This is a genomic window from Ensifer sp. KUDG1, from assembly GCF_050434285.1.
Classification (GTDB): domain Bacteria; phylum Pseudomonadota; class Alphaproteobacteria; order Rhizobiales; family Rhizobiaceae; genus Ensifer.
Genome location: NZ_JBNDIG010000005.1, coordinates 153,253 through 173,537 on the forward strand (window position 1 = coordinate 153,253; position 20,285 = coordinate 173,537).

The 20,285-nt window shown below is 61.2% G+C and carries 30 protein-coding genes; 3 read left to right on the top strand and 27 right to left on the bottom strand.

Annotated elements, in window-relative coordinates; translation table 11 throughout:
- Positions 1-37: 37 nt before the first annotated feature.
- The 7 genes from M2267_RS15090 to M2267_RS15120 are packed head-to-tail and all read right to left on the bottom strand — an operon-like array spanning position 38 to position 6,530.
- Positions 38-1,096 carry a major capsid protein gene (locus tag M2267_RS15090; RefSeq protein ID WP_429115196.1) on the bottom strand — a complete coding sequence of 353 codons (1,059 nt, stop codon included), beginning with the start codon at positions 1,094-1,096 and terminating at the stop codon, positions 38-40.
- Positions 1,097-1,109: 13 nt separating this feature from the next.
- Entirely contained in the window at positions 1,110-1,571 is a 462-nt protein-coding gene (locus M2267_RS15095) for a hypothetical protein (RefSeq protein ID WP_429115197.1), read from the bottom strand.
- 3 nt (positions 1,572-1,574) lie between these two features.
- Positions 1,575-2,696 carry a hypothetical protein gene (locus tag M2267_RS15100; RefSeq protein ID WP_429115198.1) on the bottom strand — a complete coding sequence of 374 codons (1,122 nt, stop codon included), beginning with the start codon at positions 2,694-2,696 and terminating at the stop codon, positions 1,575-1,577.
- Positions 2,697-2,702: 6 nt separating this feature from the next.
- Positions 2,703-4,088, bottom strand: a complete 1,386-nt coding sequence (locus M2267_RS15105) for an anti-CBASS protein Acb1 family protein (RefSeq protein ID WP_429115199.1) — start codon at positions 4,086-4,088, stop codon at positions 2,703-2,705.
- The gene (terL, locus tag M2267_RS15110) at positions 4,085-5,488 is read right to left on the bottom strand and encodes a phage terminase large subunit (RefSeq protein ID WP_429115200.1); all 1,404 of its coding nucleotides are present in this window, start codon (positions 5,486-5,488) and stop codon (positions 4,085-4,087) included. Before terL ends, M2267_RS15105 begins: the two co-directional genes overlap by 4 nt.
- Positions 5,475-5,939 carry a DUF2280 domain-containing protein gene (locus M2267_RS15115; RefSeq protein WP_429115201.1) on the bottom strand — a complete coding sequence of 155 codons (465 nt, stop codon included), beginning with the start codon at positions 5,937-5,939 and terminating at the stop codon, positions 5,475-5,477. The genes terL and M2267_RS15115 overlap by 14 nt, the downstream gene beginning before the upstream one ends.
- A 24-nt stretch (positions 5,940-5,963) precedes the next feature.
- Positions 5,964-6,530, bottom strand: coding sequence for a putative metallopeptidase (locus M2267_RS15120; protein ID WP_429115202.1), 567 nt, complete (start codon positions 6,528-6,530; stop codon positions 5,964-5,966).
- Positions 6,531-6,706: 176 nt separating this feature from the next.
- Between M2267_RS15120 and M2267_RS15125 the strand changes: the two genes are divergently transcribed.
- Positions 6,707-7,375 (top strand): hypothetical protein, encoded by a 669-nt coding sequence (locus tag M2267_RS15125; protein ID WP_429115203.1) that lies wholly within the window; start codon positions 6,707-6,709, stop codon positions 7,373-7,375.
- A 90-nt stretch (positions 7,376-7,465) separates the two neighbouring features.
- Here the strand turns inward: M2267_RS15125 and M2267_RS15130 are convergent, their stop codons facing one another.
- From M2267_RS15130 to M2267_RS15200, 15 genes are all read right to left on the bottom strand, one after another.
- Positions 7,466-7,714 (bottom strand): hypothetical protein, encoded by a 249-nt coding sequence (locus M2267_RS15130; RefSeq protein WP_429115204.1) that lies wholly within the window; start codon positions 7,712-7,714, stop codon positions 7,466-7,468.
- Complete coding sequence (locus tag M2267_RS15135) at positions 7,711-8,133, bottom strand: hypothetical protein (RefSeq protein WP_429115205.1); 423 nt, start codon at positions 8,131-8,133, stop codon at positions 7,711-7,713. The genes M2267_RS15130 and M2267_RS15135 overlap by 4 nt, the downstream gene beginning before the upstream one ends.
- The gene (locus M2267_RS15140) at positions 8,130-8,318 is read right to left on the bottom strand and encodes a hypothetical protein (protein ID WP_429115206.1); all 189 of its coding nucleotides are present in this window, start codon (positions 8,316-8,318) and stop codon (positions 8,130-8,132) included. The genes M2267_RS15135 and M2267_RS15140 overlap by 4 nt, the downstream gene beginning before the upstream one ends.
- 677 nt (positions 8,319-8,995) lie before the next feature.
- Positions 8,996-9,676 (bottom strand): transcription termination/antitermination protein NusG, encoded by a 681-nt coding sequence (gene nusG / locus M2267_RS15145; RefSeq protein ID WP_429115207.1) that lies wholly within the window; start codon positions 9,674-9,676, stop codon positions 8,996-8,998.
- The gene (locus M2267_RS15150) at positions 9,673-9,987 is read right to left on the bottom strand and encodes a helix-turn-helix domain-containing protein (RefSeq protein ID WP_429115208.1); all 315 of its coding nucleotides are present in this window, start codon (positions 9,985-9,987) and stop codon (positions 9,673-9,675) included. The genes nusG and M2267_RS15150 overlap by 4 nt, the downstream gene beginning before the upstream one ends.
- Positions 9,977-10,885, bottom strand: a complete 909-nt coding sequence (locus tag M2267_RS15155) for a YdaU family protein (protein WP_429115209.1) — start codon at positions 10,883-10,885, stop codon at positions 9,977-9,979. Before M2267_RS15155 ends, M2267_RS15150 begins: the two co-directional genes overlap by 11 nt.
- Positions 10,882-12,387 carry a replicative DNA helicase gene (locus tag M2267_RS15160; RefSeq protein WP_429115210.1) on the bottom strand — a complete coding sequence of 502 codons (1,506 nt, stop codon included), beginning with the start codon at positions 12,385-12,387 and terminating at the stop codon, positions 10,882-10,884. Before M2267_RS15160 ends, M2267_RS15155 begins: the two co-directional genes overlap by 4 nt.
- Positions 12,312-12,506, bottom strand: a complete 195-nt coding sequence (locus M2267_RS15165) for a hypothetical protein (protein WP_089043990.1) — start codon at positions 12,504-12,506, stop codon at positions 12,312-12,314. Before M2267_RS15165 ends, M2267_RS15160 begins: the two co-directional genes overlap by 76 nt.
- On the bottom strand, positions 12,503-12,802 hold the full coding sequence (locus tag M2267_RS15170; protein WP_429115211.1) for a hypothetical protein: 300 nt from the start codon (positions 12,800-12,802) through the stop codon (positions 12,503-12,505). The genes M2267_RS15165 and M2267_RS15170 overlap by 4 nt, the downstream gene beginning before the upstream one ends.
- Entirely contained in the window at positions 12,799-13,005 is a 207-nt protein-coding gene (locus M2267_RS15175) for a hypothetical protein (RefSeq protein WP_429115212.1), read from the bottom strand. The genes M2267_RS15170 and M2267_RS15175 overlap by 4 nt, the downstream gene beginning before the upstream one ends.
- A complete protein-coding gene (locus M2267_RS15180) occupies positions 13,002-14,459 on the bottom strand; it encodes a DNA-methyltransferase (RefSeq protein WP_429115213.1) in 1,458 nt (485 codons plus the stop codon). The genes M2267_RS15175 and M2267_RS15180 overlap by 4 nt, the downstream gene beginning before the upstream one ends.
- Positions 14,456-15,100: a hypothetical protein gene (locus M2267_RS15185; protein WP_429115214.1), complete on the bottom strand. Its 645-nt coding sequence runs from the start codon at positions 15,098-15,100 to the stop codon at positions 14,456-14,458. The genes M2267_RS15180 and M2267_RS15185 overlap by 4 nt, the downstream gene beginning before the upstream one ends.
- Positions 15,097-15,294 carry a hypothetical protein gene (locus tag M2267_RS15190; RefSeq protein WP_429115215.1) on the bottom strand — a complete coding sequence of 66 codons (198 nt, stop codon included), beginning with the start codon at positions 15,292-15,294 and terminating at the stop codon, positions 15,097-15,099. The genes M2267_RS15185 and M2267_RS15190 overlap by 4 nt, the downstream gene beginning before the upstream one ends.
- Positions 15,291-16,493, bottom strand: a complete 1,203-nt coding sequence (locus M2267_RS15195; protein ID WP_429115216.1) for a DNA cytosine methyltransferase — start codon at positions 16,491-16,493, stop codon at positions 15,291-15,293. The genes M2267_RS15190 and M2267_RS15195 overlap by 4 nt, the downstream gene beginning before the upstream one ends.
- A gap of 70 nt (positions 16,494-16,563) precedes the next feature.
- A complete protein-coding gene (locus M2267_RS15200) occupies positions 16,564-16,959 on the bottom strand; it encodes a hypothetical protein (RefSeq protein WP_429115217.1) in 396 nt (131 codons plus the stop codon).
- 51 nt (positions 16,960-17,010) lie between these two features.
- Here M2267_RS15200 and M2267_RS15205 point away from each other — a divergent pair, with 51 nt between their 5' ends.
- A complete protein-coding gene (locus M2267_RS15205) occupies positions 17,011-17,277 on the top strand; it encodes a hypothetical protein (protein WP_429115218.1) in 267 nt (88 codons plus the stop codon).
- A 28-nt stretch (positions 17,278-17,305) separates the two neighbouring features.
- Here the strand turns inward: M2267_RS15205 and M2267_RS15210 are convergent, their stop codons facing one another.
- From M2267_RS15210 to M2267_RS15220, 3 genes are read right to left on the bottom strand one after another with little or no spacing between them, the layout of a single operon-like run.
- On the bottom strand, positions 17,306-17,494 hold the full coding sequence (locus M2267_RS15210) for a hypothetical protein (RefSeq protein WP_429115219.1): 189 nt from the start codon (positions 17,492-17,494) through the stop codon (positions 17,306-17,308).
- Entirely contained in the window at positions 17,491-17,667 is a 177-nt protein-coding gene (locus M2267_RS15215; protein WP_429115220.1) for a hypothetical protein, read from the bottom strand. Before M2267_RS15215 ends, M2267_RS15210 begins: the two co-directional genes overlap by 4 nt.
- Positions 17,664-18,614, bottom strand: coding sequence for a DUF2312 domain-containing protein (locus tag M2267_RS15220; RefSeq protein ID WP_429115221.1), 951 nt, complete (start codon positions 18,612-18,614; stop codon positions 17,664-17,666). Before M2267_RS15220 ends, M2267_RS15215 begins: the two co-directional genes overlap by 4 nt.
- A 346-nt stretch (positions 18,615-18,960) precedes the next feature.
- Between M2267_RS15220 and M2267_RS15225 the strand changes: the two genes are divergently transcribed.
- Positions 18,961-19,647: a LexA family protein gene (locus M2267_RS15225; protein ID WP_429115222.1), complete on the top strand. Its 687-nt coding sequence runs from the start codon at positions 18,961-18,963 to the stop codon at positions 19,645-19,647.
- On the opposite strand, the gene M2267_RS15230 is transcribed toward M2267_RS15225, so the two are convergent.
- Together M2267_RS15230 and M2267_RS15235 are read right to left on the bottom strand one after the other, a co-directional pair.
- The gene (locus M2267_RS15230) at positions 19,644-19,949 is read right to left on the bottom strand and encodes a hypothetical protein (protein ID WP_429115223.1); all 306 of its coding nucleotides are present in this window, start codon (positions 19,947-19,949) and stop codon (positions 19,644-19,646) included. The genes M2267_RS15225 and M2267_RS15230 overlap by 4 nt on opposite strands.
- Complete coding sequence (locus tag M2267_RS15235; RefSeq protein WP_429115224.1) at positions 19,946-20,173, bottom strand: hypothetical protein; 228 nt, start codon at positions 20,171-20,173, stop codon at positions 19,946-19,948. Before M2267_RS15235 ends, M2267_RS15230 begins: the two co-directional genes overlap by 4 nt.
- Positions 20,174-20,285 lie beyond the last annotated feature (112 nt).

The window sequence follows — 20,285 nt, forward strand, 5'->3', positions numbered from 1 at the left end:
TTGGGGGAAGCCCCGCGCGTCGGCGGGGCTATGAGGATCAGTCGATATCGGTCGAGTAGAACACGCCGGACTTGCCGTTGATGTCCGCCCGGATCTCGATGCCCATCGCCCCCATGATGAGGAACTGATAGTTGTCCGTGGGGTTCAGACGGGTCTGAGCCGTCGTGTTGACCGCCATGCCGACGAGCGGACGGATGAATTCCGACGACGGAACGAAGCCGAAGAACTGGTTGCCGGAAAGTTCGAACGAAACCTCGATCTTGTTGATGCGGCGGTTCTTCGCGACGAACTCCAAGATGGTGCCGGGCTTGAAGCCGGCAGCAGCGGAGTAAGCCTTGTCCCACGCGCGGGCGATCTCAGGCGAAATGTAGAGGTTCACCTTGCCCGTGATGAGGTTGGCGTCCAGCATTGCGCCGAACGGGCCTGCGAAGAACGCATCGATCTGGTCCGCCGTGGCGGTGGTCAGGTCGATGTTGGCGCCGCCGACCGCCGAACCAAGGTTGATGACCTTGGAATACGGGGAAGTGCGGATGCCGTAGGCGGTGTAGCCTTCGAAGACGATCGAGGAATCGCCGTCGAGCGCATAGAGCGCCATATCGCGACGGATCTTCGCGGTATGGGCTTCCTGGTCGTCCGACAGAGCGTCGAAGTTCTCCGACTGGAGCGTGTTCCATTCCCGCCACTCGCGACCGTAGGCGGTCGAGAAGATCGGGACCGGAGTGCCGCGGTAGTCGTAGGTGACCTTGTCCATGGTCACCGGGACCTGGCCGGACATCGACCGGACCACGCGGCCGGCGTCCGAAGACACGCGGTTCAGGTGGACGAGCTTGCCGATGTTCACCGCCTTCGCGAGCGGCATCAGGTCGGCCATCCAGACCTGACCTTCGTCCGTGCGCATGACGCGGCGGGTGATGCCGTCGAGTTCGAGCCAGGCGTCGCGCGGCAGAATGGCGGCAGCATTGCCCATGAACTGGGCGGTCAGGTTAGCAAGCACCTCTTCCGTCTGGTGGAAGTGCTCGCGGGTCATCGACACCTCATTCCACCACGCGGCATGCGGCCGGGAATTCGCGACGAGCTGTTCGTCAAAATAGCGCATCTGGATTCCCTCCTTACGATGCGGCCGACAGGTAGCTCTGGCTTCCGGCGGGCCGGATGCGGATGAGCTGTTCGCTGCCAGTGTTGTTGTTGTAGACCTCGTCAGAGTAGGCGACGATCAGGTCCGACGTGGAGGCGATGGCAAGCGTGCCATTCGCGCCGGGCGTCAGCGGGGTGCCGACGGCCGTGATGTTGACGCCGTTGGCGATGCGGGCGGCGTAGAGATGATCGTCTTCCATCTCGATACCGATCGCGGTGCTGTCCTGGGCCCAGTCCGTATCGACGCCCTTCATGGCGAGGTAGTTGTCCTGGATGAGCCAGACCTTGCCGACGGTAGTTGCGGCGGCGAGCGCGAACTTGCCCGAGGTGATGACCGCGATGCGGCCGGGCTTGAGGGCTGCGGCGGCGAGCAGTTCCTTGACCTGCGGCTTGGTCTTTTCGACGGGGCCGAGGAAGATCTTGTTGTAGCGGGCCATGGGTTAGTCTCCCTTCGGAAGCTTGAAGGCCGGCTTTTCGCTGGAGTTGCCCTTGAAGGCACCATTCAGCGCAGCCGCCTTGCCCGGCTCAGCCGTCTTGGCGAGAGCGCGCAGCGTGTTGAGAGGGGTTGCCTTGGCCGTCTCCTCGTCGAGGACGTTGGCCTTGACGATCTTGGTGACCAGGTCGGCGTGTTCTGCGTCGTCCTTGGCCTTCTGGTTGGCGACCAACACGTTTTGGGCATCGACAAGCGGCTTGACCGCGTTGCCGACGGCGGTGGCGATCGTGTCACCGATCTTTCCCATGCTCTCCGAGAGGGTCTTGACCTCATCGGAAAGCGACTTGAACTGCTCGTCAGAGACAGGAGGCATGTCGTCTTCCTTTCGATTGGTTGAGGGTGACCGCTCCGAAATGCCAAGGCCTTCCAGGATGACGGCTTTCAGTTTGTCCAGGATCCCCGCCCGCTGGCGCTTCTCCAGGGCACGAGCGAGGGAATCCATCGCCCAATCGATGTCACGCTCGGCCTCTTGGACGGCCGAGTTGATGACCTCGATTTCTTCTTGCTCGCCTTTGGCGTTGACCAGCATGCCAACGCCCTGCTCAGGGGTGGCCGCGCCAGCTTCCCCAAGGAGAATGGCGTCGTGGTCGAACACGATGTTGCGAGCGATGTGTTTGTGGTCGGCGGCATTGGTGACCGCCTCAAGAATGGCGAGCAGGCCTGTAGAGGTGTGGACTGGCTCGCCTTTCTCGATCGCTGCGAGCACGTCTTTGCCGCCCTGCGAGCGGTTGGCGACCTCGACGTCGATCACCTTGTCGAGGAAGACGCGACCGTTCTCGCGGCGAACGTTCTCATTCCATGCGCCGATGTGCCCGAGGTTGATGCCCTCCGGGTCGGAAGCAGAGACGAACTTGCCGTTGATCATCGGATGACCGAGCGGCGCCGGCGTCCGGTTGAGGCTGGCGAAGCTCTTGCCGATCTCGTCGGCCGGGTACTTGATCCCGTTCATGATGATGTCGTCGGGGAGCGTGGCGCTCGGCACGATGACGACGTCACGACCGTTGCGCTTTTCCTTGCGGACAGCCTTCGTATTCGCCAGTGACCTGACGTTGACACGCACCTGAGTCATGGTGGGTTATTCCTTCTCGGTCGGGGGCTTCGCGCCCACGGCAGCATCGGTTTCGTCGTCGTCTGCGTCGTCGCGGTACTTGTCGGAAACCTTCAGCGGCTCATATCCAGCCGCGCCGCGGATCTCCTCAGGGGTAAAGCCCCATTCGCCGCTGTCCTGCAGTTTGGTGTTGACGTCGGCCATCTTGTTTGCGCGATCGATCTTCTCGGACATCGAGCTCTCGGTGAGGTCAGTCCAATCGAGGTGCCAATCCTTATCGGGCAGGATGCCGAACCGCTCGAGGCGATTGACCAGAGACATGACGTTCGGAATCGTCTGGTTGGCGCGGCGCGACATGTTTGTCTGCGCCCATTCGCTGGCGTCTTCCTGGCTGGCGCGCTCGCCTGTCTGCATGCCGACGAGGATCTTCACCGGCATGTTCATCGACGCCGCGAAGTCCTGCAGGGCGATGGCATAGAAATGCTCTGGCGATGGCAGGGTGACGGTGAGCGTCTTCGCCTGCATGCCCATGATCATCAGCAGCTTGTCGAAGCCTGCGCTCCAATCAGCGACCTGATCGTTCATCTTGTCGGCGAGATCTTCGATCGGCACGCCCATGGCCTTGGCCATCATGTCGATCTTGGCGTCTTTATCGACCTCAAGGACCGGGGCCGACTTGGCGTTCTTCCAGAACCCCTCCCCGCCGGCGCCGCGTACCTTCTCCATGTCGATCAAGGAGTTGTAGCCGGGTTCTAACGTCGACGAGCCGTGAACCGTGCCATCCTTCGACCAGATGATGACCCGATCGGGGTGGATGACGAGGTTACGTGGCTGCTTGACGTTGGTGTCGACGGCGGATTCGTTGAACTGGAACATCTTCGGCTGGCCGTAGGTCTCGGACGTCTCGTCCGTGTCCCACTGCGAAACCTGCAACTGCCCTTCCCATGCCGGGATGACTTCGACGAGAGCAGCAAGGCCGCCATTGACGCGATCGACCGGCTGATCGAAACGCTTGCTGTCGGCGATGCGGAGGATGACGCCGGCATAGGCGCCAACCATCGACATGCGGTCGGCTTCAGCAAGCCGGGCCCAGAGGCGCAGATCGTCGAAGCGCTGGCGGATCTCCTTTTCCAGCGCGGTTTCGTCGTCCTCGCCGCCCTGCGATCCGTCCCGCTCCTTTTCGAGGAGGAAGGGGTTGTCCTGCCAGGTCTTCCGGATCGTCTTATCGACGCCGGCGGCTGCAACGCCGTTCCGGCAGTACATCTTGTAGACCTGCGTGAACGACAAGGTCTCCGGATAGCCGAAGTCCTTGTAATGATCGTGCTTCGTGTTCCCGTTGGCGAAGAAGCCCGGAAACATGCTGCCGAGGCGCCGTTGAACGTGGTTCACGAGGCTGACTACGTTGCTGCTCATCGGTGCCTCTTGGTCAGGAACATGGCGACCGTCGGCGGGTCGTTGATGAGGGCGTTGAATGCCCGGCTCGTACTGTCGGCGTCGTCGTCGTGAGCCGCCTCGGGGAAGCCTTCGAGCGCAGTGAACCAATCGTTGTTCCACGGCCCTCTGAGCACCAAAACATTCCCCGCCTCTGCCTGCGCTGAAAACGGGCTGAAGCGGGTGACCTTGTCGCCCGATTCCGGTGTTGCTCTTGCCGTGAAGCCGGCAAGCATCTTGATTAGACTTGCCACCTGAGACTTGCCGGCCTGGCCGGGGTCTTGTGGCAGCGAGATTTCTGTCTCGTCGCCGTCTTGCACGGCGGTATTCTTGATCAGCGTCTCGACGCCGTTGGGCGACATGTACGCCTTGACGTGGTGACCGACGATGTAGCGACCATCAGGCAAGAGGCCGATTTTCGTCCCCGCGGTCCCGTCTGGGTCGTTGCTCTCGGTCTTGATGGTCGCCGCCAAGTCCCACCCTCGCGCCCATCGGACACCAGCAGGAACTGCATCGACGACCTCGCACCAACCGCGCTGGAAGAGCAGACCGGCAGCCGGACGGATCTTCCAGTTGCCGCCGAGGAGACGCTCGCGCTCAACCGTCGGCAGGGCCATCAGGTTGGCGAGGTAGCCGGGGTCGGCCGCCATGAGCGCGGCATTGTCCGTCAGCTTCGCCGGGATGAAGGTAACCGACTTCGGCGGGATCGGCTTGCCGTCCACCGGGTTCTTGTAGTCTGCGAGCTCGTCCGGATCATCTGCCCAGATGATGGCATCGCCGATGCGAACGAACCAACGAAGGACGCCGGCCCGCTCTGGTATCGGCAGACCGGTATCCTGGTTGATCCACCACGAAATGAACTCGGCAACCCAGCTATCTGCATCCGGGTTGCAGGTCGCCCTGACATACGGCCTGACGCCGCACATCGATCGGTTACGCGAGAGCAGATACCAGAACTGCTTGGCACTGAAGTGCGTGAGCTCGTCGAAGCAGATCAGCGGGATCTGCGAGCCCTGCCAGTTGGATACCGTCTTGTCGTGCTCGAGGTGGGCGAAGCTGACCGAAGATCCGGCCGGGAACGTCCATGACAGGTCCGGCGCGACCTTCGGCTTTGCGTTCAGGCTGGGATAGAGCTTCTCGCTCTCGTCCCATAGACCGCCCTCGTTTCGGACCTGCACCAGCGTGCGCCGGAAGAACACGGCGCCGAACTGAGGGTTCGCGACATGGCGCAGCGGCTCCATGAGGAGCGCCCACGTCTTGCCGCCGCCCGCCGAGCCGCCATAGATGGCGATATCCGCCGGCGAGGCGAGGAATGCTGTCTGCGGGCCCGGCTGTGGCCGGATGACCGTCTGGGCGCCCTGCCCTTGCTCAACCCCTGCCATTATCGGGCAACTGGAAGATCGTCACCGGGGAGACCGGCGTCGGCAGGTCCTTGCCGTCCTTGCCGGTGATCTCGCGCCGGTTCGTGTATGCGCCGCCGACCTCTTCCGCCGCCTGCTTCAGGAGTGAGGATGCCAGCACCATGTTGCCCTGGGTCTCTGCCTTGTCTGCCATGCGCTGAAGGGCGCGGAGACGAACGGCGCGATGGCTGATCGCGATGTTGGCCGTGTCCTCAAGGAAAGTCTTGCGGGTCTCTTCGAACAGCAGCTTCCACTTTTGCGCCAGCCGAGCGCCGGCCTTTTTGTTCGGGTCGTAGCACTCGATCGCCTGAGGCGTCAGGGTGACCGCGTAATCCTTCTTGAGCGCGGCGGCGACAACCGACGGGCTATCGAAGCAAGCGAGCGACTGGACGACAAAGGTCTGCTGCTCATGTGTGAGTTTTCGTTCGGCCATAGCTCTATCAGGACACCATCAAGATCAGGCGGCGCGAGCCTGGCAGGTCCCGCAAGCACAGCCGATTAGGTCTGCGGTCATCAACGGCGGCTTTGACAGCGCCTCGACCAATTCCCTCACTCCTGCCTCTACGGCACCATACCGAGCGGCTACACCGATGAAGGCTTCGACGTCATGTGAGCGCAGCGTGTAGACTGGCAGCCCTGTGCTTTTGCGGAACTTCGGGGCGCCGAAGTCGTCGAGCTCATGCGCGCAGTGTGAAAGCTCATGCTCGATCAGAGCGCAGGCCTGCGCATCGCTTGCCGATACCCAGAAGTTGGCATCGATCGTGATGATGAAGTCTGGGACCGAGCCGAACCAACCGAGGACCTGCGCCTCTGCTCTTGCCCGGGCCCATTTACCCATCATGCCGGCAGGCTGCCCCATCTCGGCTTGACCGATGACGGTGCGGCCCTTCTTCGCGTTGCTCACCGTCGTCCACAGCATGCCGATCGACGCCGGCAGGAGGTGAGCGTGATCCGGGTTGAACATGTCGCTGTCCGGATCAATGAAGGTCTCGCGCGCCCAGGCTTCGAGTTCGGGAGCGGCCACGAAGGCGCATCCGCTGAAATCCTCGAAGATCTCGGTTGGGGGTTGTGGTCGCATCGTCCCCGTTATCCCCAGCCTGCGCAAATTCAAGGGTGCAAATATAGGTACTGGCCACGTTCCAGTTGCGTCTGATCCCTTTTCTTCGTTTCCTGCTAATAGACGGAAACCGGAGATTCGGAATGGCGCGAGAAAATTTGCCTTTTGTCTACATCGTGGAGTCGCCAAACCCCCGCGATCTGTCCGATGGGCGTACCGAGGGTCGCTCTCTCTGCGAAACCTTCAGGCTATCGGACACCCGCCACGAGTACTTCCTGGCGGTGAACGAAGAAGAATTCGTTAGAGCCTTCGACCTATCCGACGAACACTCGCCCTTGCGGCGGGCCATCGCGCGGCTCGGCATCCCGATCGTACACCTCAGCATGCATGGCAATGATCAAGGCATCTGCCTTACCGACGGCACGATGATTGATTGGGAATCCCTTTTGGCAATCCTGACGCCGCTGAATGAGGGGCTCGAACGGGGACTATTCGTGACGTTATCGACCTGTGGAGGGGCCGCTGCTGCGCGGATGTCGATGTATACAGAGGACCATCGGAAACCCCTATACGCCACGCTGGGCAGCACCCAGAACATACCGTGGGATGACGCCCTCGTTGCTTACACGGTCTTCTACCACAACCTGTTCAAGCTGAAATCACCAGCCACTTGCGTGGATTTGATGCGGCTCGCGTCGGACCACAGCAGTTTTCAGTTTTACGCGGGCGCCGAACAGAAAAAGGCTTTTATCGAGTTCGTCAACAAACAAAGGCTGATAGCGGCGCTAACTAACGACGGTGATGGGCGCTGATGCGCCAACCTCTACCCTCTCCTGAGGGCACAAGTTGAGACATCGGGGGAACCGGGCCAGTGGTCCGGCTCCCTATTCAGGCATGCGGGATTAGGGTCGCATTCGACCGGCATCGAGACTGAGGCCGTGGGTATCGTAGCTCTCGCGGTAGACCGGCTTGAGAGAGCCGACGACGCGATAGGCGGCGAGGCAGAGGCTCTGCAGGGAATGCCAGGTGATGCCGGCGCCATAGCGAACGACGGCGAGCGCGAGGGAAGCGACGACGATCGCGACCGCGGCGACCATGTCGGCGATCACGAACAGGCGGCTGTACGAGTATGCGAAGAAATGGCGGCTCATGCGGTTTCCTTTCGGTAGACTTGAGGTTTAGGCATTTCTGTCAGGCGGATGCTTGCCGGGTCGAGTGGGGTCAAAACCCATGTTCTTGCGACATTCAGGATGCCAGCCCGCGACGGGTGCGGGTCATGCGCTAGCTCGCCGTCGTGGTAGACCACCATGTGGCTGACGCCGCGTGGAGAAGGACCGGAGGCGAGATAGTAACCGTCGAAGATCCACTCCCCTTCACGCCGGATGTATCCGACGCCGCGCTCTTCCAGCCAATCCATAAAGGCCAGTTCCCAATGGCTTGGCTGATCCGCTATTTCGAGGAAGTGCGGGACGGCATCGAGGGGAAGATCAAGGATCGACGCCAACGAAGCCTGGACGCAGTTACCGCCAGCACCCTCGCCGGCGAACTTGGTCTGATCTACCGGCTTCATTTGCCGACCGGACCCAGATCGCGGCGCTCGATGTAGCGTCCATTCTCGATCTCGACGCCGCGCATGCGGCAAGGACAGACCGGCTGACCGTTCTGCGGACCAATGCAGTTGCAGGCATGGACGTCGTGACCGTCTTCGAGGGCCGCTCGCTTCAGGATCCACCCTTTGGAGATGTCGAGCTTCATGGTCACCTCCAACGAAAACCCCGCAACCGGGTGACAAACCGGTGCGGGGCTCTCTGGCGCTGTAACTGTGTCAGGAAGGGAGAAAGCGAGGCTCCCGGCGATTTTTGCTGTTACGGACCGCTGGCTTAAGCCTCGCCGTAGCCGCTTCTTCCTGATCTTTGCCCTAGTCGGACCCTTGCGGGCGAGGCTCTCACGAGGACTTTACAGCCACCCTTAACCGACTGTCAGGAGACCACTCGCTTCCCACTCCGGCTTGGAACGCCCGCCAGTGGTTAGGCGATCGACGCGTATGAACGCATCATCTCCCACCAGCAGGCCCTCCTCACGGGCCTAAGCCTTGTCCGTCTTCCTGATCTGCTCGGGGAGCAACCATGAGCCCCGCTTACGCTAAAGGCCCTTCCCTCCGTTACGAGGGAGGTAGCAGCCTAGTTGCTCGCCCGATCTCTAATTGAAGGCGACCACCCTGCGCATAGACAGCGGTCATTGGGTGGTCGCTCTTGCCCAGCCGGGGTCTATCTGCATTTTCCAGCAGCGCTTCCGGGCAATGGGAATCGAAAAGCCGCCCGGAGGCGGCCTGAATTTTGGATGCATTTTTCCTTTGGGCAGGAGGCGGAAGGCTCCCGGCTGGGCCGTCGAGTATTCCCGTTGCAGATGCAAGGTCCGACAGTACACCCAAATCACGCCGCCGAATATAAATGGCTTGAGCTTGCTCGGCAAGCGTCCATTTCTTCATCCATGGCCCTCAATTCGTTGAGGATCGACAAAACATGTTGACGGCTGGCGGGGGCGAGTTCGTCGATCGCCGCTTCGGCCAGCATTCGCAGTGGGACCTTCTTGCGACGGCCCTTCGGGAAGATCAGACCGAGGCGCTTGTTGAGCGTGTTCCGGCGGTGTGCGTGAGACAGGGTGAGCCGTTCTTCGCGCTGTCGCTCCCACTGCTGCCGCTGCTGGAAATCAGCGAACATGAGGCTCCCGATGTCGGTGTCGCGGAAGACGATCGGGCCCCGATCGAATGACGGCCGGACGAACGACAAAACGCCATCGATGTTGCGGACACGCTCGAAGTCGCTCTGCTCGATGTTGACGAAGGCGTAGCCCACGAGGAGCGGGAACCGGCGCTCGATCATCTTGTTGGTCCGCTGGTGCTGGGTGATGTCCCAGAACGACGGCATGTAGACGTCGATGCCCTCATTGCGGAGATTGCGCTCTAGGATGCTTTCGCCCTTGCGACGGTCGCGGGCCTTCTTGTCGGCCTCGGTCTCGTCGTTCGCCGGCTCAAGCACGGTTGCCATGCGCTGAGAGCCAGGGACCGCGCGCACCGCGTACCAGGACGTTTGCTTGTTGATGGTGTCGTTCATCGGGCGTTCTCCATGTCGATCTTGTTCAAGGCGTAAGCGACGGTCGTGTGGTCCCGCGAGAAGACGCGGGCGATGGCGTGCAGCGACATGCGCCTCTGCTGACGCAACTCCCACATGATGCGGTGGCGATGTCTGGTGATGGTCCGGCGCTGCGTCGGCCCGAGCATGACCTTTGACGGGATCCGGAGTTCGAGGCTCCGAAGCCGCACGTAATCGGTCGGCGTCAGGTGGCCTAGTGCGCGCAGCTGGTGGACGCGGAAGGCGATGACGTGGTCGTTGGCGTCGGGGCGTGGGCGCAGCTTACGCAGCATGTGCAGCCCTCCCGCCTTCGGACATGTCGGTCCAGCCCTGCCCGTCTGTCGGTTCGAGCAAATGGGCTGGAACACGGCAGCCTGGCTGTCCCGGCGCTGGTCCGAGTTCGGCGACGCTCCACATGCGCTTGGTTCTGGCGAAGCGCAGGCGGCGAGCCCAGTCCTCGTCGGCAGTCGCCAACTGTGGGGCTTGCACCAACCCCTTGCCGGCGGCGATACGACGCTCGTAGGCCTCCCGGATCGCTGGGACGAAGTACGACCATGAACCGACCGGCCGCGTTCGACGGGCGACAGCCGACCTGATCACCGGCAGAATGTCCGTTTCGAGATCAACGCCAGAGGCAATCAACTCGACGATCGGGCCCACGATGAATGCGCCATGAGGATGGATGCCGCTGTGTCCAGCTGCATCGATGAGTCTGCTCTGGATCACGTCAAAATCCGGCTGCGCAGGGGCTACGCTGCTAAGCGTAGCTTCTGGCTTCTGGCTTCTGGCTTCTGGCTTGGTTGAACGCCCGTTGAACGGTCGTTGAACGTCTGTTGAAATCGGCTGTTGATTTTGCTTCCTTTTTTCCGCTGACATTTTTCCAGCGCGTCGGGCTACCTCTGACTTTTCTGAGAGGTAGACTTGCTCTTTTTCGACGCGATCGTTCCAAAGCCCGCCCTCGACGCGAGTGATTTTTCCCTCGTCGACGAGCGTATCGAGAGCCCGCTTGAAGGCGGAGTTGGAAGCCCCACAAAGGCGAGCCAAGCGGGCGTGATCTTCAGGAATTGGCTCCCGGCGCTCGTACATGGTGGCAACGAGCGTAATATAGATGCCGGTCTCGACAGCGCTCATGCCGCGCGTGCCGCCGAGCCAGTCCGAAGGAAAGAACCTGACCCAAGGTAGTTCGCTCATGTGCGGGCTCCATTCCTGACTGCTGAGTAAGCCATGTCGGCGAACAGGTTCACCGTGCCGAGAGACCCGTTGCGCTGCTTGGCCACGTTGAATTCGAGTTTGTTTCGGCAGGCGTCCAGGCGATCTTCACGCGCGACCTGCTCCTCATAGGAGCCGCCCTGCTCGCGTTCGAGGTAATAGGCCTCACGGAACAGGAACGCGATCATGTCGGCATCCTGCTCGATCGCGCCGGAATCGCGAAGGTCGGAGAGCAACGGACGCTTGTCCTCTCTGCTCTCGACCGCTCGATTAAGCTGCGACAGCAGCACCACGGCGATATCGAGCTCTCTGGCGAGCGACTTTAAGCCTGAGGTGATCTCGGCAATCTCATTCACCCGATTGCCGCTGTAGCGCGACGACGGGCGGATAAGGCCCAAATGATCCACGAAGAGGACGGACATCGGGTTGCCGGTCTTCCGGCTGTCCTCAAGCATGCGTTCGGCGCGGGTGCGGATGTCGGTGACGGTCTGCCCTGACTGGTCGTCGATGATCAACGGCAACTGGTTGAACCGCTCCTGAGCGCCAACGATTAGGTCAAGCTGCTCGTCGGTGACGTCGCCACGGATGATGTCGCTGTACGGGACCGATTTGCCCCAGTCATAAAGCACGTCCGAAATCGCGCGGGCGGCGACCTTCTCGGCATCCATTTCGAGCGAGACAAGGCCGCAACAAGCGCCAGCCTTGGCTGCAGCGATGGCAACGGATAAGGCAATCGTTGTCTTGCCCATCGACGGCCTAGCGCCGATCAACGTCAGGTCTCGGCGCTGAATACCGCCGGTCATGCGATTGAGGTCGACGAGGCCCCATGTGATGCCGGTGATGCCCGTACCGTTCTGCTTTGCCTCGGCGGCAGAGGATACGGCGCGCATCGCAGCGTTGGCGATCGTGACACGCGTCTTCCGCGACGGTCCCGAGCGGACCTCAGCCATGATGTCGTCGATCGCCCTCGCCGCCTCATGAGCGATGATGCGCACATCGGCCATCGGATCGTTGGCCGCGGCATAGACGCGCCCTGCCTCGTTGGCGAGCGCGAGCCGCGCCCATTGCTCAATGATCTTGCGGGCGTTCTCTGGCGAGGCCGCTGCGCCGGCGGTGGCCGTGGCTGTCAGGCGAGCGAGGTAGGCACCGACCTTCTTGTCGTTGGCCTTCTCAAAAACCGTGACCTGGTCCTCTGGCAGAAGCTTTCGGACGAGTGCGGGATTGCACAAGTTATAGCGCTCGTATGCCGCCCGGATCGCGCGGTAGATCTCCTGGTGGAACTTCTCGACGAAATGGTAGTCCTGAAGCGTGGCAAGGGTCTCTTGGCTCTCGCCGCCGTACATCAGCGAGCCAAGAACGTTTTGCTCGATGTCAGCAACGTATCCCTTGGCATCGAAGACAGGCGCGTTCATGCAGACGCCCTTTCGAAACCTACGAACTCTTTCTGCTCCTCGTTCATGAAGAGCGACAGCCAACGGCGCCAAGCACGGCCGGCGGCAATGCCGTCCTCGATATTGCCAGTGGTCGCGGCCAGTTGCTGGGCTGCCGTATAGGCCTCCCACGCCTTGTTGATGTGGTCGTTTAGAACGATGACGTTGCTCAACGGTGGTCACCTCTTGCTATGGCTTGGGAGAAGGAAACGGCGTCCTCGACGCTGTGCAGCGTGAAAACCGGAGACCCGCGCCAGTCGTCGGCAAAGGTCTGCTGGTTGGCGTTCAGGCCCTTGCCGTATCCCTTGGTGCCGGTCTTGACCTCGACGAGGTAGTTTCTGCCGCGGAAGCCGCAGAGCAGGTCAACCGGCTGGTCGAGGCGGTAGACGCTGAAGCCGACGCGCTCGAGAACGGCGACTATCGCCGGCTCGGCTGCATCACGCTTGGCTTTGTGGCGTGGCATGCTCATTTCGCCCACTCCGCTGCTTGGAATGGCTCTCTGCCGGCGTAGCCGATCTTGTTGATCCGGCGCGCGTGCAGGCGCTCCGCGTAATCGGCATTCAGCCGAGCGCTGATGAGCCGGTCGGCCTCATGCTCCTTGATGTCCAAGGCAGCGGAGATGGCGATGGAATCGGGACCGAAACGGGCGTAGGCGTCGAGGAAGGTCGTCATGCGACACCTCCTGCGAACAGCGGTCCGTGATCGACAATCGTCTGCCGGCGCTTCACCTTCCATTCGGATTCCAATCGCCGGCAGGTGATGTCGGCATACTCGGGATTGAGCTCGATCAGCTGCGCAGCGCGGCCGTGGCGAAGAGCTACGAGCGCGGTGGTCCCTGCGCCGCCGAACGGATCAAGGACGACGCCCCCCTTCGGGCAACCGGCAATGATGCAGCGTTCGGCAAGCTCGGGAGGGAAGGTCGCGAAATGAGCTTCTGAAAACGCCTGCGTTGCCATTTCCCAAACGGTCAGAGGCGCAGGCTCGTAGTTGCGCAGGTAACGCCCCTCGCCGCGAGGAGTGTTCTCGATGCCGGTGTGGTTAATGTGACCAGCATGGCGTGGGGATGCAACGTCGGAAGCGCGGACCTTTTCGCGCCGTTCTGACACCGGGATTGTCTCACCAAGGGTGTGCCTCCCGTGCGTAGCTCTTCCACGCACGGCCTTCATGGGCCGATCGGCGCGTGTTCCACCGTTAGCGCGTGCACTCCCCACCTGAGCATCGATGTTCTGCGATAGCCGAACAACGGTCGCATCGGCCGGAGCTTTGCGCACTGCCTCCGCGTCATAGTATGCTCCCATCCGCATCCAGCGCGCGGCCATGCGTGACGGGTCGGTGACTAGCGGGCAGCGTTCTTCCAAGGCTGGGTAGAACGAAACCTCTCCGGTATCACGAGCGCGCCATACGTCCGCGTCCTCGCTTTTGGTGAGGAGAAAAATCTTCTCGTGCGATGTCGACGGGCGGTAGGCGCCGGAACTGTCCGGCATGGGGTTGGTCTTACCCCAAACGATCTCGGATCGAACCCACCAGCCAGCGTCCTGCAACGCGATGGCGAGACGGTTCGGGATCATGCATAAGTCTTTGGCCTTGATCGTCCCCCCGATTGTCGAGAACGGCTTATCGCGGAACGTGCGGTCGTCGAGGCCATCCGCCTTGTATTCGGCGGCAGACTTGCCGTTCGGCGTGGTCGCATAGCAATCGCCATAGTTGACCCAGCAAGTGCCGGTCGGCTTCAGGACCCGCCGCACTTCTTCGAACACACGGACCATGACCTCGATGTGTTCGGCGAGCGTCGGCTCAAGACCGATCTGGTGATCAACCTTCACCGCGCCGCACTTACCGCAAGCGGACCGGTGCGAGAGGCGAAGCTGATAGCTGTTCGTCGCCGCGCTGCCGGCAAGCGTTGATCGTTCCTCGTTGCGCCCTTCGCGCATGGTCGGCGAACGGTGGTCGCAATCAGGGTCGCCACCTTCCCATTTCGCCGTGCCATAGTCGCGAAGTCCCCAATAGGGTGGTGACGTGACGACGCAATCGACACTGTCGGAAGGGAGCTTCGCGAGGACAGCAAGGCAGTCGCCGACATGGATGGTGCAGCGTCCGTCGAGGATAGATCGGGTTTCGTGGGTCATGCCGCCGCCCCTTCCTGATTTCGCCGCTCAAGCGCCTTCAGGTACGCGGCCTTCCAGTTGCGACCTGAGTGGATGTCCGAGATCGTCCGAGGTGTGACACCGAACCTAGCGGCTATTTCTTTCCGCGGCTGTTTCCCGCGAAGGGACAGGATTTCTGAGACTTGCGCCTCAGTGAGCTTGGCCCTTCCGTTCTTCTCGCCCAACGCGAGAGTGCCGTGCAGCACCCGGTCGGCGCTGTTGTCTTTGGGCGTTTTCCAAGACAGATGTTTCTTGGCTACGCAGGCGAGATGGCCGTTGCCGCACGAGTGTGCAGCCTGATGCTCAGACGTCGGTGGAGGCCCATTGGCTGCCTCGCACACCAACCGAGAGACGAAGCAAGAGCCGACGTGGTCCTTTGCCTCCTTGCCAATGATTGCATACCCGTACTGGCTCACACCGTACGGCCATGTCAGGCAGGCATCACCGTCATAGGTGAGAACCACGTTCCGAAAATACTCTTCCGGTTCGCCCTTGCCGCTGGACTTGAGAGCCAAAGGGTCGCCATACTTTGCAAGGCGCTGGTAGTGCTTGCTGCAAAGGCCCTTTGCTTTTTTTGGCTGACGGCAGTTCTCGATGGAACAATGATTTGATCTCGCCGTCATGCTGCATCCCTCTTCGCGAGCGCTTTAAGGTATGCCGCTTTGATCTCTTCGAACCTCGCGACATCGTAGAGTTTGGTGCTGATCTCGTTTTCGGGGCGGGGCTTCTTGGAGCCGTGGCCGTGGTCTTTGAGCCAGGTCATGGCGCTGGCGATGCGGCGATCGAGCCATTGGATCATCTCGGCGGGATCGCTCATGCTGCAGCCCTCCAATCACTCGGCAGGCCATAGACATCGATGAAAGATGCGATCACTTCCGCCGCGGCTTCCGGTACGATTGCATTGCCGCCAACGCGCCAGAGATCCACTCGTCCGGGAACCCCATGAGCCAGAAGGCGAAGACCGGGTTTGGCGCGCCGCGCTTTTCCGTCGTGGCAGATGATCCATTCTGCATCAGACCAGTGAGTGCCGTTTCGACCATCACCCCCACGATGTTCTTCCCGTGTCCGCGCTCCGCGGTCGCCGGAGAGTTCATGTTGCTCCCGCCGTTGGAAGCCGTGATCGCGGGCCACGTCGATTGAGGTTCCTGCGCCATCTGCCGCGGTAATTGATCGATACGGTTCCGATCGCCCGAGCTTGTCGCCATGCCAGGACTGTCCTTCCAATCCCTCGCCGAAGGCGTCACCCAGGGTGACGCCTGATGCATCTGCGCCGGGAGCGGCTGTCCGCCCGCCGAAAATTTCTGGTTGGGGCTGCCCTTCGCACCGTCGGATGCCCGCGGCGTCGACCACGTTGCAGTTTCCGCAGATTGTTGAGATACCTCCGGGGAAGAATGGTCCGAGACGGCCGCGGCCGGCGCATGCTGGGCAAGCGCGATCACTGTCTGGAGAGACATTCCCGTTTTGCTTCTCTCCGTCTTCGCGAAGTCCGGACCCGCATTCGCCGCCTTCATCGTCGGCCATTGCGACCCAGTACTGCCTATTCCGTTGATGTGGCGCGTCGACACTGCAAGCCGGGAAATCGACCGACCGGCTGGCGTATCTTTCGCCCTCCAAATCAGAGCGGACTCCGTCGAACCAACCGTAGCCAGCCGCTCCCGCAACCTGCTCTCCCATGACGACAGCGGGCCGTCTGGCACGGATGAGGCGATAAAAGTCCGGCCACAGATGCCTTGGATCATCTGTTCCTGTGCCTTTTCCGGCCGCCGAGAACGGCTGACAGGGGCAACTTCCGGTCCAGAGGGGTTCGTTATCAGGCCATCCAGCAAGTCGAGCTGCAACGGACCAGAGACCGCCGCCAGCGAAGAAATGGCATTGCGTGAAACCAATGAGGTCATTCGGCTGAACATCCTTGATTGATCGGGTGTCGACGATGCCAGGCGCGATGACGTTCTCATCGATGAGCGCGCGCAGGATATGAGCCGCGGCCGGATCGATTTCGTTGTAGTAGGCGACCATCTAAGCGTCCCCTTCCTTCAACTCCGGGCAAATCCATTCCGCGAGAGACGAGCCGAGGCCGCGCAGCTTCTCAGCGATGATCAGCCGTTGCTTCAAGCTGAGCCAACGCACGAATACGGGCGGTTTTTTCGATGAAATCGGCATGGTCCCTCTTTGCTGCTCGCAGCAGTGCTCGTTCTTCCTTCGCGGCTTCAGCAGCCGCGTAGAGTTCCATCATCTGCCAGTGGCGAACGACGTCGGTTTCGTTGTTCCACCAAGCTTTGAGACGGCGTTCCGTCCATTGCTTCTTGGGTTCGCCCTTGTGCGGGAAGAGTTTTCGGAGGATTGCCGCAGCCTCGAAAAACATATCGCTGATCCGGCCACCGCCGCCGATCGATCTAATGAGGTAATTTGCAGTCGCAACGTCGCTCATGTGCTTGCATTTTCCCTGCTTCGTCTCGTCCAGAATTCTGGATTTCTTTTCCATGTTTTCGGTTCCCGCCTATGACACAGTGTCTTTGCTTAGGAGACACTGCAGATGAGCAGAAACCTTACTGACCAGTCCGAAGAGAGCCTGACCGCGCCAACGGTCGGCGCTCATTCGGAGGTCGAAAATCTCATTCCTTTCCGCAGAGGAACCCGGGCGCCGCACCCCGCCTCTGCCGCCGACGGCGATCCCCTGTCGCCGTCGGCCATTTCATTGGGATCCGCCGTGAATGCCGTCGTGATGAGGCTCTCGAACAAGCGGATCCGGTTGAGGGTGTCCGGTCCCGACCGGGAGGAGAAAGGCCGGGACCGGAGCTGATCGCGGTCAAGGAGGGAGGAACCCGCGATCAATCCAGGATGACGCCGCGGCGGAGGTCGGACAGGACCGCCGTCGCTATTTCGTCGTCTGTCATGGCGTTGAAATTCTTCAGAGCCGCCTCGCGCCGGAACTGCGCCTCAGCGAACCAAGCCACACCAGCCAGAAGCGGAAAGGCGAGAACCAATGTCGCGGCGAACAAGATCTGAACGGCAATCATCGTGCGCTCCTTCTGGTGAAATTCGTGCGTGGTGGCCGGCGCTCGACGTCGAGCATGACGGCTCTGTCGAATTGCTCTTCAGGAAGCTGGACACCGGTCGCGATCTCAACCGCGTAGACCTCTGCCCTGCTCGTCTCGATGTCGTGTTGGTGCTCGACGGCGTGGAGGTTCATGCGAACTCCTCGTGCTCGCGCATCGCCTTGGTGCAGGAGTGGCAATGAGTTCTTCCTACGCCCGCGCACATCTCTGGACGCTGGCAATTGGGCCGGAGCGGAGATGGCGGCTTGGTGAGGAAAGAAGGTGCAGGGACATCGACCGAGGTCAGATGCTCTACGCCGCCCTGCCGGCGCCCGTCAGTCGTTCCGGGCTCGGGCGACCGCTGACGGTCTTTATCGCCTTCGCCCCGATCCTCCGCGTCATCAGTTGCCGCGCCTTTGGCCTCAGCTTCCTCTTCGGGGTTCGTGGGGAATTTCGGTGCCTCTTCAGGCGAATTCGGTGCCCATTCTGCCACCGGGCCAGTGGGTTCAAGGTTGACGGGGCCTCCTTCGAGACCTGCGCGCTCCGCGCTGCTCTCTACATCGTCTCCTCCTTCGTTGGCGCCGACGCCAGTTGCCGCCGCCTCACGGTCGGTCTCGCGCTGGTCGCTGGGGATCTCGGATTTGGTGGGGAGGTCGACCGAAGCCGCCTCCCCGTCGCGGCGGCCCTCACGATCCGCAAGCGTCCCGGTCCCAGTCCCGGCGGGAGAGGCTTCGGCTTGCGGACCTGCCTCTGGGCATGCCTCATCGTTGTTCGAGGGCCTCTCTTGGGTTTCGTCGAGGAACTCGCCCGTCAGCGGGTCAAATTTCTCAATGTTTTCTCGTACGCGGGCGGGCGCAGGCGCATGACCGTCGTAAGCAGCGAGATAGATGTCGAAGATGGCGCCCTGCTCGGCGACCGTCTCGGAACCTTTCTTCGCGACCTTTCGCAGATGAGCAACGACGTTGCCCATGGCAGTCTTGTCGAAGCCCATGCCTTTGGCTTCCGCGTAGATGTCGCGGATGTCGTCGCCGATAACGTCCTGCTCTTGCTTGAGGCGCAGGATGCGGTCGATGAATGCTTTGATCTGACCTTCGGCGCTCATTGGGCCGGCTCCGCGGTCGGCAGGAAGTGTTCTGCCGTGATCGGCAAACCAGCTTCCTTTGCGTGGGCAATGAGCTTCAGAGCGTGCGGCGTCGGGATCATTCCCCCGGTACCGCCTTTCGATTTGGGTTGCGTCCACCGATACACGCGGGTCCTGCTGGCGCCCGTGATCTGCTGGACAGCATCGGGGCCGCCAAACCGATCAATGATCGTCGCAGCCGGTTCAAGTGTGGGAGTGGTCGCGTTCGTTTGCATGCGGTCACTATGCGATAATCGCACACATGCCGTCAAGAGTTTTATGCGATCTTCGCACACGACCGCGCATTTTCACTGTGCGAAAATGCCATATGCTTGAAGATCCTTACAAAAAGTGGGTTATCGAGAATCTCGAAAAGCCCGGCATGTCTCAAACTGGGCTGGCGAAGGTGCTCGGCGTGCATCCGTCGGCGGTCAATAAGATCGTCAGTGGGAAGCGTGGGCTGAAGTCTCACGAGGTCGCTTTGGCAGCCACGTACTTTGGCGAGGCTGCGCCGAGTTCCGAGCTCACGCCTTACAATGGCGCCCTGTCCGTCATCCCGATCATTGGCACGGTCGAAGCGGGCGCTTTCCGTGAGGTCGATGACTTCGACCAGTCGGAGCCGCGAACGCTGACACTGCCGCGCGACGATCGGTTTCCGAACGCGCGACAGATCGGCTTTGACGTCTCGGGAGACTCGATGAATGACCTGAAGCCTCGGCCGATACTGGCGGGAGACTGCGCGGTGTGCGTTGCCTATGAGGATGTCGCGGGCCAGGTCGTGCTGCGCGACGGCATGGTAGTGGTCGTCGAGCGCACCCGCGATTCCGGCCACTTCCGGGAATGGTCAGTGAAGCAGATAGAGATCTACGCCGACCGGACAGAGTTTCACCCTCGGTCCACCAATCCGAAGCACAAACCTATTGTCGTGCACCGGAACTTCGAGGCTGACGACGGCGTAAAGGTCGAGGTGATCGCCCTGGTACGCCGGATCGTCAACGAAATGCCGGGGTTCTAGGCGGCGCAGTGCCGCCTGCCCCGCAGGTCGAATTCCCGGCATGCCTGGTGGATATCAGCAACGAGCCAGCGTTTTGGCTCGTCGCATAGGCGGCTCTTGCCGTCATCCCCGACGTAACCCATCATCGGCACGACGCAGAAATCGCCCTCGTCACCGACGGGCGCGAACTGCGCAATGCGGAAGGTGTATCCGGGGAATCGGTTTTCCAGATAGTGCTTCATCCGCTCCTTAGCGGCTTCGACGAGGTGACGTTCCGCGTAGGGCGGGACAATGACAAACTCGGTGACTTCTCTCTCGATCATCGCATACCTCCACTGATCCCGAAGATTTGGCCGGCAAGCCCTTCGCAGCTGCCGCAGCGATATCGAACGCCATCGAGATAGGCGCTCTCCATCAGTTCATCCGTATCCAGCGGCGCATCGTCGACGACCGGCACCTCGATGCATTTCACGCTCTCCCGGTAACAATTCACGCACCGGATATGCAGCGTGAAGGGGACGTTCGATTTCGTAACCGCTAGACCCATTTTTGTTCTCCTTATGTTCTCATCGAAGCAGAACGAATGAACCGAGTCGAGTCGAATTTTTCGGACTGTTAATTCAAGCCGATAGCACAAATCGTGCTTTTTTCGCACAATC

Bases quoted from the DNA above. Each gene is read 5' to 3' on its own strand.
- M2267_RS15090 (WP_429115196.1), bottom strand. From the start codon at position 1,096: ATGCGCTATTTTGACGAACAGCTCGTCGCGAATTCCCGGCCGCATGCC.
- M2267_RS15095 (WP_429115197.1), bottom strand. From the start codon at position 1,571: ATGGCCCGCTACAACAAGATCTTCCTCGGCCCCGTCGAAAAGACCAAG.
- M2267_RS15100 (WP_429115198.1), bottom strand. From the start codon at position 2,696: ATGACTCAGGTGCGTGTCAACGTCAGGTCACTGGCGAATACGAAGGCT.
- M2267_RS15105 (WP_429115199.1), bottom strand. From the start codon at position 4,088: ATGAGCAGCAACGTAGTCAGCCTCGTGAACCACGTTCAACGGCGCCTC.
- terL (WP_429115200.1), bottom strand. From the start codon at position 5,488: ATGGCAGGGGTTGAGCAAGGGCAGGGCGCCCAGACGGTCATCCGGCCA.
- M2267_RS15115 (WP_429115201.1), bottom strand. From the start codon at position 5,939: ATGGCCGAACGAAAACTCACACATGAGCAGCAGACCTTTGTCGTCCAG.
- M2267_RS15125 (WP_429115203.1), top strand. From the start codon at position 6,707: ATGGCGCGAGAAAATTTGCCTTTTGTCTACATCGTGGAGTCGCCAAAC.
- M2267_RS15130 (WP_429115204.1), bottom strand. From the start codon at position 7,714: ATGAGCCGCCATTTCTTCGCATACTCGTACAGCCGCCTGTTCGTGATC.
- M2267_RS15135 (WP_429115205.1), bottom strand. From the start codon at position 8,133: ATGAAGCCGGTAGATCAGACCAAGTTCGCCGGCGAGGGTGCTGGCGGT.
- M2267_RS15140 (WP_429115206.1), bottom strand. From the start codon at position 8,318: ATGAAGCTCGACATCTCCAAAGGGTGGATCCTGAAGCGAGCGGCCCTC.
- nusG (WP_429115207.1), bottom strand. From the start codon at position 9,676: ATGAACGACACCATCAACAAGCAAACGTCCTGGTACGCGGTGCGCGCG.
- M2267_RS15150 (WP_429115208.1), bottom strand. From the start codon at position 9,987: ATGCTGCGTAAGCTGCGCCCACGCCCCGACGCCAACGACCACGTCATC.
- M2267_RS15155 (WP_429115209.1), bottom strand. From the start codon at position 10,885: ATGAGCGAACTACCTTGGGTCAGGTTCTTTCCTTCGGACTGGCTCGGC.
- M2267_RS15170 (WP_429115211.1), bottom strand. From the start codon at position 12,802: ATGAGCATGCCACGCCACAAAGCCAAGCGTGATGCAGCCGAGCCGGCG.
- M2267_RS15175 (WP_429115212.1), bottom strand. From the start codon at position 13,005: ATGACGACCTTCCTCGACGCCTACGCCCGTTTCGGTCCCGATTCCATC.
- M2267_RS15180 (WP_429115213.1), bottom strand. From the start codon at position 14,459: ATGACCCACGAAACCCGATCTATCCTCGACGGACGCTGCACCATCCAT.
- M2267_RS15185 (WP_429115214.1), bottom strand. From the start codon at position 15,100: ATGACGGCGAGATCAAATCATTGTTCCATCGAGAACTGCCGTCAGCCA.
- M2267_RS15190 (WP_429115215.1), bottom strand. From the start codon at position 15,294: ATGAGCGATCCCGCCGAGATGATCCAATGGCTCGATCGCCGCATCGCC.
- M2267_RS15195 (WP_429115216.1), bottom strand. From the start codon at position 16,493: ATGGTCGCCTACTACAACGAAATCGATCCGGCCGCGGCTCATATCCTG.
- M2267_RS15200 (WP_429115217.1), bottom strand. From the start codon at position 16,959: ATGGAAAAGAAATCCAGAATTCTGGACGAGACGAAGCAGGGAAAATGC.
- M2267_RS15205 (WP_429115218.1), top strand. From the start codon at position 17,011: ATGAGCAGAAACCTTACTGACCAGTCCGAAGAGAGCCTGACCGCGCCA.
- M2267_RS15210 (WP_429115219.1), bottom strand. From the start codon at position 17,494: ATGATTGCCGTTCAGATCTTGTTCGCCGCGACATTGGTTCTCGCCTTT.
- M2267_RS15215 (WP_429115220.1), bottom strand. From the start codon at position 17,667: ATGAACCTCCACGCCGTCGAGCACCAACACGACATCGAGACGAGCAGG.
- M2267_RS15220 (WP_429115221.1), bottom strand. From the start codon at position 18,614: ATGAGCGCCGAAGGTCAGATCAAAGCATTCATCGACCGCATCCTGCGC.
- M2267_RS15225 (WP_429115222.1), top strand. From the start codon at position 18,961: ATGCTTGAAGATCCTTACAAAAAGTGGGTTATCGAGAATCTCGAAAAG.
- M2267_RS15230 (WP_429115223.1), bottom strand. From the start codon at position 19,949: ATGATCGAGAGAGAAGTCACCGAGTTTGTCATTGTCCCGCCCTACGCG.
- M2267_RS15235 (WP_429115224.1), bottom strand. From the start codon at position 20,173: ATGGGTCTAGCGGTTACGAAATCGAACGTCCCCTTCACGCTGCATATC.